The organism is Chitinophaga sp. CF118 (assembly GCF_900112615.1).
Classification (GTDB): Bacteria; Bacteroidota; Bacteroidia; order Chitinophagales; family Chitinophagaceae; genus Chitinophaga.
The window spans coordinates 1,009,594-1,020,677 of sequence record NZ_FOMK01000003.1; the positions used below are offsets into that span (position 1 = coordinate 1,009,594).

At 41.3% G+C, this 11,084-nt stretch carries 9 protein-coding genes; 3 read left to right on the forward strand and 6 right to left on the reverse strand.

Annotated features, from left to right (window positions below; genetic code table 11):
• Positions 1-34: 34 nt before the first annotated feature.
• Complete coding sequence (locus BM176_RS16310) at positions 35-1,312, reverse strand: DEAD/DEAH box helicase (RefSeq protein ID WP_090104853.1); 1,278 nt, start codon at positions 1,310-1,312, stop codon at positions 35-37.
• 111 nt (positions 1,313-1,423) lie between these two features.
• Here BM176_RS16310 and BM176_RS16315 point away from each other — a divergent pair, with 111 nt between their 5' ends.
• Positions 1,424-2,500 carry a mechanosensitive ion channel family protein gene (locus tag BM176_RS16315; RefSeq protein WP_090104855.1) on the forward strand — a complete coding sequence of 359 codons (1,077 nt, stop codon included), beginning with the start codon at positions 1,424-1,426 and terminating at the stop codon, positions 2,498-2,500.
• Here the strand turns inward: BM176_RS16315 and BM176_RS16320 are convergent.
• Genes BM176_RS16320 through BM176_RS16330 form a run of 3 tightly spaced genes read right to left on the reverse strand, consistent with a single transcriptional unit; the run spans position 2,497 to position 6,207 of the window.
• Positions 2,497-2,958, reverse strand: coding sequence for a VOC family protein (locus BM176_RS16320; RefSeq protein ID WP_255373522.1), 462 nt, complete (start codon positions 2,956-2,958; stop codon positions 2,497-2,499). The genes BM176_RS16315 and BM176_RS16320 overlap by 4 nt on opposite strands.
• Positions 2,959-2,978: 20 nt before the next feature.
• Positions 2,979-3,500 (reverse strand): T9SS type A sorting domain-containing protein, encoded by a 522-nt coding sequence (locus tag BM176_RS16325; RefSeq protein WP_090104865.1) that lies wholly within the window; start codon positions 3,498-3,500, stop codon positions 2,979-2,981.
• Between the two features lies 1 nt (position 3,501).
• Positions 3,502-6,207 (reverse strand): OmpA family protein, encoded by a 2,706-nt coding sequence (locus BM176_RS16330; protein ID WP_090104867.1) that lies wholly within the window; start codon positions 6,205-6,207, stop codon positions 3,502-3,504.
• Between the two features lie 251 nt (positions 6,208-6,458).
• Here BM176_RS16330 and BM176_RS16335 point away from each other — a divergent pair, with 251 nt between their 5' ends.
• Positions 6,459-9,083: a GH92 family glycosyl hydrolase gene (locus BM176_RS16335; RefSeq protein WP_255373523.1), complete on the forward strand. Its 2,625-nt coding sequence runs from the start codon at positions 6,459-6,461 to the stop codon at positions 9,081-9,083.
• A 227-nt stretch (positions 9,084-9,310) separates the two neighbouring features.
• On the opposite strand, the gene BM176_RS32510 is transcribed toward BM176_RS16335, so the two are convergent.
• On the reverse strand, positions 9,311-9,478 hold the full coding sequence (locus BM176_RS32510) for a hypothetical protein (RefSeq protein WP_177230427.1): 168 nt from the start codon (positions 9,476-9,478) through the stop codon (positions 9,311-9,313).
• Between the two features lie 25 nt (positions 9,479-9,503).
• Positions 9,504-10,058 carry a DUF6934 family protein gene (locus BM176_RS16340; RefSeq protein ID WP_090104869.1) on the reverse strand — a complete coding sequence of 185 codons (555 nt, stop codon included), beginning with the start codon at positions 10,056-10,058 and terminating at the stop codon, positions 9,504-9,506.
• Positions 10,059-10,262: 204 nt separating this feature from the next.
• Here BM176_RS16340 and BM176_RS16345 point away from each other — a divergent pair, with 204 nt between their 5' ends.
• The gene (locus BM176_RS16345; RefSeq protein ID WP_090104871.1) at positions 10,263-10,724 is read left to right on the forward strand and encodes an NUDIX hydrolase; all 462 of its coding nucleotides are present in this window, start codon (positions 10,263-10,265) and stop codon (positions 10,722-10,724) included.
• Positions 10,725-11,084: the final 360 nt, after the last annotated feature.

An 11,084-nucleotide genomic window follows, 5' to 3' on the forward strand; every position in this document is an offset into this window, starting at 1 on the left:
GCTATCCTCCGGCTTGAATCAATATCGGTGAAAGTTATTGTCGTGGCTTTTCGCTTCTCCTGTTGTTATTACTGTTGTTACTTCTGCCGTGACCGCCAGGTGCAGGGCGTTTTTTACCATACTGACCACGGTTACCGCCACCACCGGAACGCTGCGACTTGGGCGTATATTCCGGTACAGGACCTAATTGCGCCGGTAATACAGCTTTGGTAACGGGTTTTCCCAACACTTCTTCTATACGGGCAAATTTCCGCTGTTCCTTCTCGCTTATAACAGTGTATGCAGTACCATCTGTAGCAGCCCGGGCGGTACGACCAATTCGGTGAATATAATCTTCCGCATCATTTGGTACATCGTAGTTGATAACGAGGTCGATGTCTTCTATATCGATACCGCGGCTCAGGATATCTGTTGCCACCAGCATTTTCAGTTTCTTGTTCTTGAAGTCCATCAGCACCTGTTCGCGTTTCTCCTGTTCCAGATCGGAATGGATCTCTTCCACAGAGAACCGGGCACGTTGCAGTTCCTGAGCAAGTTGTTTTACGTTCTGTTTGCGGGAGCAGAAAACGATAATGCTGCCGAATTCCTTTTGCTGCAGGATATGTTTGATCAGGGGAATCTTCTGTTCTTCGTATACAACAAAGGCTTCCTGTACAATTTTTTCAGGCGGCTTGGAAATGGCAATATTGATCTCTTCCGGATTATGGAGAATCTTCATGGCCAGCTTGCGGATCTTATCCGGCATGGTTGCAGAAAACAGCAGGTTTTGTCTTTCTTTGGGCAGGAATGACGTAATCTTGATGATATCATCATTAAAGCCCATGTCCAGCATACGGTCAGCTTCATCCAATACCAGGTATTTCACGGAATCCAGCTTTACATATCCCATATTCAGATGGGCTATCATACGGCCGGGGGTGCATATTACCATGTCTACTCCGGAAGAAAGGGCTTTCTTTTCTGCGGAGAAGAGGGCTCCGTTGCTACCACCATATACGGCAATAGAGCTCACATTTGTGAAATAAGACATTCCTTCAAGCGTTTGGGCTATCTGTACTGCCAGCTCACGCGTAGGCACAATGATCAGTGAATTGATTTTATGTGCATCATGTGGTTCTGTAATTAGCCGGTGTATAATAGGCAATAAGAAAGCGGCTGTTTTACCGGTGCCTGTCTGTGCACAGGCCAGTATGTCTCTTCCTGCTATAATAGGGGGTATTACTTTTTGCTGAACAGGTGTCGCTGTTGTATAGCCCATGGCATCTATGCCATCCAATACCCGGTCATCCAGGTCAAATTCGTCAAAATACAAAATAATTATATGTTTTAAATCATTGAATAATCTAAAGATACGTAATTGTAAGCACTGGACACGGTATGTTCTTTGCAGGTAAGAGCATGATTACCATAAAATTTGCTCATTATGCTGGAAGATTTACAGAAAAGCCTGCATTTGCCACCTTTCCTATGGAATATATTGCTGGGATGTGCGGCCGTCCTGACGGGGTTTGTTATTAAATTTTTGCTCGCACTGTTTCTGAAACATACTACCAGGAATATTTCGGATTATTCGCTGGTAAGATCTGTGCTGAACAGGCTGGGTAAACCAATCAATTATTTCCTGCCCATACTGGTATTTAATATGGTGATGCCATTTATGGAGCTTTCTCCCAAACCTCTCTCCATTTTAAGTAAACTAGTAGAGATCTCACTAATTATATCTTTCGGTTATGCACTGACGGGGTTGGTAAAGGTATTTGAAGATTATATGTACCATACATATGATCTGAAGAAAGAAGATAATTTGAAAGAACGTAAACTGCGCACACAATTACAATTTGTACGTAAGCTCACCATCAGCATGATTCTCCTGTTAACCCTATGTGCAGTACTGCTGAGTTTTGATAGCCTTCGCAAAATTGGCGCTGGTCTGCTGACCGGTGTGGGAGTAGGAGGTATCATTGTTGGTTTTGCGGCACAACGTTCCCTGTCTAATTTCCTGGCAGGAATGCAGATCGCTTTTACGCAGCCTATCCGGATAGATGATGTGCTGGTAGTAGAAGGGGAGTGGGGCAGGGTGGAAGAGATTTCACTCACTTATGTAGTGCTGGGAATCTGGGATGAGCGTAAACTGATTCTGCCTATAAACTATTTCATAGAAAAACCTTTCCAGAACTGGACACGTACGGGCTCTGCTATCCTGGGTACGGTATTCCTTTACCTGGATTATAATGCTCCTGTGGATGCCATCCGGGCAGAATTTGAACGTTTATTGGAAGATCATCCGTTATGGGATAAACGGGTAAAAGTGGTACATGTTACGAATATCACTGAGCGGACAATGGAAATCAGGTTACTGATAAGTGCCAGAAGTTCGGGCAGAGCATTTGATCTACGGTGTTTTTTGCGGGAAAAAATGATGCTTTTTATCCAGGAGCAGCATCCTTACTGTTTACCTAAAACAAGAGCTGCCCTGGATACTGAATTAAAAAACTCTTAATACTTATCATCATTTATTTCTACCCAATATCCTTCGGGATCTTTGAAGTAAATCTGTTTTACACCATCTACCCTTGAAGTGGGAGTATCAGCAACGCCCTTCCAGCTTTCAAAAGGAATATTGTTCGTATGCAGGCGGGCAATAAATTCGTCTATGGATGGTACACTGAAACAAAGATGTGAATTCTTATCGTGAGTGGTAATTTCCTTAGCTCCACTTATCAGGTGTAACTGGCTGTGTGTACCTATTTTAAACCAGGTATGACGGCCATCATGAAAAGGTTCAGGAATGGTATCGATCTGAACAATATCCCGGTAAAAGGCGGTACATTTTTCCAGGTCGAATACATAGACGGCTATGTGATTGAGGATGGGAGATTTCTTTTGGGCAAAAGAGGGTATAACATTGAGCGTCATAACTGCCGCAAGTAGCAGACAAGGTGGAATCAGTTTTTTCATGCCAACAATATACTGCGTTCCTAGTTGAATTTCAGTAAGATTTTTGTCACAGATAATCCACCATCCGTTTTAATATTTACAATATAAGGTCCCTGAGGCCATTTGGTAGCATCAAAAGTATACTTCAGGCTCCAGAATGGATCGCCAGGCGACATAGATTGTTCTACCTTATCAGTAAACATCACCTGCCCCAGCAGATTTACAACACGTACGTTAACTACTTTAGTAAGTGAATCAAGTGTAAACTTAATGGCAGCCTGATCGACAGTAGGGTTTGGATAAAGTACCATGTCGTCCGCGAGACTGTTGGATCTACTGCCAGTTGGTGGTTGCTGAAAACCCTGAGTAAGCGTAAGCGTGAGGCTACTGCTGGTTTTCGATTCTATTACAGCTTCTCCAACAGTATAATCCAGTTGTATCTGTGAGAGTATTATACCACCGGCACCGGTAGAAGCCGATACCTGCCTCTCCAGTTTCTGAGCAACAGCATTTCCTGCTGCAAGCAGCAGGAAACACACAGGGAATAAATGTCTTAGTCTCATTTTATTGTTGTTCAGTAAAGATTTCCATTTCCACACGTCTGTTTTTCTCTCTTTCTGCCTTTGTTTGATTCGTTGTCAGTGGTTTCGTTTGTCCGTAACCAATAGCAGAAATATGTTTTGCATCCACACCCTTAGTTTGCAGATACTGTTTTACTGCTTCACTTCTCTTTTCAGATAATTCCTGGTTCAAAGCAGGAGTACCTTCACTATCTGTATGACCACTCAGTTTCAGATGCCATTCAGGATGGGCCTGCAGGAGAGTAGCTATGTTGTCCAGTGATGAGAGCGATGATTTAGAAATTTCCGCTTTACCGGTAGAGAACTGCAGATTTTTGAATGCTTTGTTTACAACTGCCTCTTCTTCTGTTTTCAATGTTGCTTTAACAGGAGAAGTCTGAACAGAATCCTGAGCGGCTGGTAAAGGACCAGGAGCTGCACCAAAACGGCTGTCGGAATAAGCGATACGCACACCGTCTACATCAATTTCATCTGCACGGGAAGCAACTATCTGCCATGTAAAAGACACATCAGATTTGCCACCCTGTAATTCTTTTACATCAAAACCCTTTGCAGATTTATTAGTCACAAATACACCATTACATTCACCTTCCAGTTGTATAAATACTTTCAGCGGATGTTTTTCATCCACCCTGATGCTTCTTGTAAGTAAACGTTCGAGATCTATATGTGTGATACCGTTTTTTAGTTGTCCTTCTCCAAAATCCTGGAATAAAACTTCCGGTGCTTCTGTACAGTACAATAACCGGCGGTTGCCATTATCATCTTTTACGATGGTGGCTTTGGGTGCGTTTGATGTAATGCCTAAGTACATACGGGTAGATGCGGTATCATACCGGCCGGCCAGGTAAGTATATACCAATGGGGTAAACACAAGTGGATTAATAGTTTGAACTCTGTATTCAAAATACCCCCCCCAGCGTTTTACTTCAGGATCTGAAGTATTGGTGGTTTGGGCATATCCGGCAACACCTATGTTTAAACTGTTTCCTGATACACCTGCACCGCCAACTGGTACAACAGGTTTCTGATTATTACCACCACCAGCAACACCTACACCTGATGCTACAGTTGTTCCTACGTTGAATGTACCTACATTAGTACCTATACCTACTACCCCCGCACCACCAAGAACACCACCGGCCCCGGTTGGGAGAGGAAGCGCAGTGGGTGAAAGAAGGTCAATTTTATTACCCACCCCTAGAACACCAACACCAGCAGCTGTATTCAATGAGTATCCTATTATACCGCTTCCATAACTAATGGAACTGCTGAGTGCCGGAGACATCGTTACCCCATAAATACCATACCCCCCGTTGATGGAAGAGTTTTCTCCTCTAACAGGGTAAGAATTCTTGTTGCTGCCATATCCGTATATTCCATAACCAGTATTCGATACACCTTTAACACCAAATCCTCCGCTGTAATTACGACCAAATATTGCTGCTGAGTTTCCCCCTGCGTATGCATTAATACCATTCAGGGGTACATTAGGTGTCGTATTGAGTGCAAGTGGAGCATTTCCTGAATATACAGCCAGTACACCCGTTCCCTGTAAGACCGTTGTATCAGCAGTACCATTTATCAGTATTCCAGGACCCGCATTAAAACGCATCCTTTCCTGAATGATACCATTACCATTTGTTTTTATAATAAAAGCGGTGGAGTCCAGTGTCCCAATAAAATCTGCGCTACCATCTGTTGCCTGGTTACCGCCTATCAGCCAGGTTCGGCCTGTAGAGGTAACGGTATCTAAGGCTGAAGTGGTGAGCTGTACATGTCCCGTTGGTTTGTAGTCCAGTGTTTTTATAGTAAATCCACTCCCACCTTCTGCAAGGATCTGCCAGGCAGTACCATCATATATGTAAGAAGTTCTGTCGGTTGTATTATAATAAGCCTGGTTCAGTGATGGACTGGCCGGAGCTGTAGCAAAAGTACCCTGCCAGCTGATGGATACACCCTGAACACCATCCTGGGAAAGAATCTGCCAGGCAGTACCATCATATATATATGCTTTCTTGTCAGTCGTATTGTAATAAGCCTGGTTTAGTCCCGGAGCAGTAGGATCCGTGGTAAAGGTACCCAGCCAGAATATACTGGTACCCGGAATGCCATCCTGGGCAAGAATCTGCCAGGTGCCGGTACTGTCGTAGATATATGCTTTCTTGTCTGTACTATTATAATAGGCCTGGTTCTCAATAGCTGAAGCCGGTGCAACAGCATAACTGCCCAGCCAATTAATGGCTACACTACCACCACCGCCACCACCGGAGCCTCCGTTAGCGGCATATAACGCATAAGGAACACTCATGAATGGCATTACGCCTATCATTAAAAAGGTACCACTTCCGTTAATATCTATTTCAACCTGCAGGTATTGATTTCCATTGCTCCAGGGTATATTGCTAAAAGAGCCAAGCTGAGTCTGGCCTTTACCAATCATCAAAGTAAATAGCCCTTGTGCTGTTGTAGTCGCATTCTGGATTTCAACATAGGAGGCGCTTCCTGCTTCAGAACCGTCTAAAATGCTGAATTTCACCTGAATTGCCTGCAAAGCCAATACTTCACCTTTTGCGTTTCTGGCTATTGCCTGATAATTAATTCCCTGCAATCCGGTTTGCTGAGCCTGTGTATTAATACTCAGGCAAATAAGCAGGGGAACAATTAAAATGAGTAGAATACCTTTCATCTCATAGGATATTTGGTGGTTGTATAATATAAAATTATATTATATCTCATATTATAAATAAAGTAAAGATAAGATTTTATTTTTATTCTAAAGTTATTTAATGTCTATTCTGCAGTCCTCACACATACGTAGTATGATAAAATGGCGGATTTCAGGGATAACAAAAACTTTGTAACTTCTCTTTTTATTATAGAATAATATTATTAAAAATGGCAAATTAACTTATCATAGCTATTGGTTACCAGCGTGTAATGTCTTATTTGATTATAGATGATGCAGATCTTTTCCTGAATTTTACCAAAAAGGCTTTGGAGCCACAGAGAAACATGTCAGCCGCCGGAAAAATGAAACGATTGGTCATAGAGAATTACAAATCGGTGACAGTACTTTCATATTTGCAGATCGTACTGATGAGTATTCCAGTTAGAATGCAATCCGAACCGGCGGCATTACAGACCCTTGCAGTAATACCTGGTGGATCGTTACTGCCAAATAAACCTAGGTCGATCGTTTTCCTTTCTGCCTTCCATACCGTATCTTGCCTGACTAAAGGAATTAGAGATATGCAATTGGGTCTTAAGCAATACCGCTTGCTGGCATTATCACTGCTTTGCACGGGTTTTCATGTAAATGGACAGCAGAAAAAGGGGACTGTTCAGGAATCGCAGAAGAAAATAGCTGCGCAGAATACAAAAAGTTATAAACCTGTAGAATATGTGGATCCTTATATAGGATCAGGTGGACATGGACACGTATTTGTAGGTGCCAGTGTTCCTTTTGGTGCGGTACAGGTGGGACCAACCAATATTGTAAAAGGGTGGGACTGGTGTTCCGGCTATCACTATTCTGATAGTGTGGTAATAGGATTTCCGCAAACCCACCTGAGTGGTACCGGAATCGGTGATCTCGGAGATGTATTGATTATGCCTTACACAGGCAAAATCAGAACTAACCACGGTACACAGGAAGATCCTACCTCTGGCTATGGCTCCCATTATTCACATAAGAACGAAAGAGCTTTTCCCGGATATTACTCCGTACAACTCGATGATTATAAAATTAAAGTGGAACTGACTGCTTCTGAGCGTGTTGGATTTCATAAATATACTTTTCCGCAGGGAGAAGAAGGACATGTCATCATTGACCTGAAAGAAGGTATCGGCTGGGATGCTCCGGTTGAAACCTTTATCACCAAAAAAGATGAGTATACACTGGAAGGATATCGTTATTCCAAAGGCTGGGCAGTAGATCAGCGCCTCTGGTTCGCTATCCGCAGTAATGTTCCGTTAAAAGAATTCGCCGTATTTGAAGATAATACCCAACAACCAGGTAAAGAACTAAAGGGGGTGAAAGTAAAAGGTGTGATCTCTTTCGACAAGGCTCCTGCTCAGGTAATGCTGAAGGTTGGTATCTCTCCTGTAAGCAGTGAAAATGCACTAGCCAATATCAATGCTGAAATACCAGGATGGGATTTCTCTGCTGCTACCAACAGTGCCAGTGCTAAATGGAATACAGAATTGTCTAAGATCAAAGTGGAAACGAAAGACGAAAACACAAAACGTATTTTCTATTCAGCTTTCTACCACACAATGGTAGCTCCTATCTTATTTAATGACCATAATGGTGCTTACCGTGGTACAGATAAGAAAGTATATCCAAACCCAAGCTTTGATAATTATACTGTTTTCTCCCTGTGGGATATCTATCGTTCAGATGCGCCGTTATATACTTTAACGCAGCCGGAAAGAGTGAACAGCTTCGTTAATTCCATGGTAACTATTTTCAAGCAACAGGGTAAACTGCCAATCTGGCCATTGATGGGTAGTGAAACCAACTGTATGGTGGGCTATAGTGCGGCCCCTGTTATTGCAGATGCATATCTGAAAGGATTTAAAGGTTTTGATGCTAACACAGCTTTTGAAGCCATGAAGGCTTCTGCGATGCGCGATGATCTGGGCATGAAAGATATCAAAGCAAAAGGATACATTCCTGCTGATAAAGAATATGAGTCTGTATCCAAAGCAATGGAATATGCGGTGGATGACTGGTGTATTGCTGCAATGGCGAAGAAACTGGGCCGTATTGAAGACTTTAACTATTTTTCAAAACGTGCGGATTATTACAAGAACTACTTCGACAGCAACATTAAATTCGTTCGTCCAAAATTAGATGATGGTAGCTGGAAAATACCTTATGATCCATTCAATTCCATTCATGAGAAAGGAGACTTTACAGAGGGTAATGGCTGGCAGTATACCTGGCTGGTTCCGCAGGATGTAGAAGGACTGATCAACCTGATGGGTGGTGATGAGCCATTTACAAAGAAACTGGATAGCTTGTTTGTTGCTAAAGGCAGCATGGGTGAACTGGCATCTAACGATATCTCCGGCCTGATAGGCATGTATGCGCATGGGAATGAGCCTAGTCACCATGTTACCTATATGTATGCATATGCTGGTAACCAATGGAAAACGGCAGAAAAAGTAAGGCAGGTAATGAAAGAATTCTATACTGCTACTCCTGAAGGATTGGCTGGTAATGAAGATTGTGGGGCAATGTCTTCCTGGTACGTATTTTCATCCCTGGGCTTTTATCCGGTAAATCCTGCGAAAGGTATCTATGTATTTGGTAGCCCGCTGTTCGATAAAGCCAGCATGAAATTACAGGGTGGTAAAACATTTACTGTGGAAACGCTGAACAACAATGCACAGAACATCTATATCCAGAGTGTTACACTGAATGGTAAGCCTTATAACAATAGTTATATCCGTCATGAGGATATTCTGAAAGGTGGTGTACTGAAACTGACAATGGGTAGCAAACCGGCGTTGGATTTTGGTAAACAGGCTGCAAACCGTCCGGATTCGAAATATTAAAGATCTGAATTGATTGATATATTGAAAGGGGCTTCGGCCCCTTTTTTTGTGGAATAAAGAATGTAACGTAAATGGACGGACTGACTATCATTTAAATGATAGTATCAAAAATAAAAGGTTTGATGATCATTTAAATGAAATATCATGTCCACCAATGTCCCAAACAAGAAGAGGCTGTATCGCTACGACACAACCTCTTCTTAAGTATTGTTTTAATAAGCTGTTTATTATTTTATTGCTTTAAGCAGTAGCCTAAGCATATCAGCGTCTTCCTTTGATTTAATAGTTTCAGTGATAGAATTATATACGTAACGTGGTACTATCGTTCCACCCATACGCTGTTTTTTTAATTTCTCATTGAGCTCATCTGCTCTTCTAAGTATTTCTTCTTTCATAAAAGGAATTTTAAACAATGATCTATTACAAACTTAAGGAAAAAAGGAAACAATTAAATAATGATTTATGTTTTGTTAAAGGTGTTTTTGTGATACTGGTTGGAATTGATTTTACTTCCTGCTCATCGATATTTAATGAATCATTTTTATCTTTCCCCCTCAATAATCTTACATAATATTTTATTCCATAAATGCGGAAATAATCATTTAGATAATCGTAATTTCTCTGTAAGATTCTATAATAAAGATATGCGCGGCGAAAATCTGAACCGTCAATACCTAAATAAATACCTGGATTGTTTTTCATAAAAGTTAAAGCGTAAAAAATTACAGTGGAGAATGCTTTTGAATAGTCAAGATGTTTAACAGCAGCAAAATCATTGATTTCTCCATCAGTGCCTGCCGGACCGAAAGCGAGGCTCAAAAAATCATTTACAAATGGATTTTTAACCTGCTCTATTTCTACAATAATTTTTAATCGTTCTCCATTTACCAGTTCCGTAAAGAAGTATGATTTATTTGAATCAGTAGATACCGCATTAAGCGGGTATACATTCTCGAAATTGATGTCAATATTCATGACGGGTAACAATTACAATGTTGAGGGATAACTAAATTAATAATGCCACCCCTTGTAGGAGATGGCATTGTTCTTATTTGTGACACGAAAATAATTGTATTTTGCAAATTTCCAAGTAATATTTTTTATTCTATCTGGTAAAGCAACGTTCCTGGTAAGAAATAGTATATCCCTTTATATAATATTTCATGTTAGTTTTGCCTTATGGCAAAAACAAGCAGTGGTATCTTGTTATATCGAAAACACTCATCAGTACTTGAAGTACTCCTGGTACACCCCGGAGGCCCCTTTTTTGCCCGTAAGGATGAAGGAAGCTGGTCTATCCCCAAAGGAGAGTTAAAGAAGGAAGAAGATGCCTTATTGGGAGCAATAAGAGAATTTGAAGAGGAGACAGGGCATACACCGGTAGGAAATTTTATTCCACTATCTGCTATTAAGCAGAAGGGAGGTAAGATAGTTCAGTGCTGGGCCGTATCGGGAGATCTTGATGTAACCACGATCGTTAGTAATACTTTTGAGATGGAATGGCCGCCCAGTTCAGGGAAAATGAAATCCTTTCCTGAAGTAGACAGGGCTGAATGGTTTGATGTTGCATCAGCCCGTAAAAAGATCAATGAAAAGCAGATTAGTTTTATTGATAAACTATTAGAGTTAACAGAGGAATAACTTACCTCAAGAGCCCCAATCTTCGCATTTCCTGCTATATCTATCAGCTCATAGTTGAGCCCCCCCCGTTTCAATATCTACGGATACTACCCACGTAAGGAATTTGTTCCACCTATCCAGATCCTTTGATCATACTGCTCACACTTCCATAAACTTCATACTATCAGATAATGTACTAATAATAAGTACTTTATGATTCTAATATCATTTGTGAAGTACAAAAAATCAATAAGAAAAGTAAGTATAAAGCATAGATAAATCATACCTCTTCCATATAACTAATCTCACGCAATCTCTTTTTTGAGCTGTTGGAGTTTCCTTTCCAGGTAGGCTATTTTTGCTTGTTGCCGCTTTTGTTTG

What these genes read in the sequence shown, in the direction of transcription:
- BM176_RS16325 (WP_090104865.1), bottom strand. Translation starts at nt 3,500, where the DNA reads ATGAGACTAAGACATTTATTCCCTGTGTGTTTCCTGCTGCTTGCAGCA.
- BM176_RS16315 (WP_090104855.1), top strand. Translation starts at nt 1,424, where the DNA reads ATGCTGGAAGATTTACAGAAAAGCCTGCATTTGCCACCTTTCCTATGG.
- BM176_RS16335 (WP_255373523.1), top strand. Translation starts at nt 6,459, where the DNA reads ATGTCTTATTTGATTATAGATGATGCAGATCTTTTCCTGAATTTTACC.
- BM176_RS16330 (WP_090104867.1), bottom strand. Translation starts at nt 6,207, where the DNA reads ATGAAAGGTATTCTACTCATTTTAATTGTTCCCCTGCTTATTTGCCTG.
- BM176_RS16340 (WP_090104869.1), bottom strand. Translation starts at nt 10,058, where the DNA reads ATGAATATTGACATCAATTTCGAGAATGTATACCCGCTTAATGCGGTA.
- BM176_RS32510 (WP_177230427.1), bottom strand. Translation starts at nt 9,478, where the DNA reads ATGAAAGAAGAAATACTTAGAAGAGCAGATGAGCTCAATGAGAAATTA.
- BM176_RS16320 (WP_255373522.1), bottom strand. Translation starts at nt 2,958, where the DNA reads ATGAAAAAACTGATTCCACCTTGTCTGCTACTTGCGGCAGTTATGACG.
- BM176_RS16345 (WP_090104871.1), top strand. Translation starts at nt 10,263, where the DNA reads ATGGCAAAAACAAGCAGTGGTATCTTGTTATATCGAAAACACTCATCA.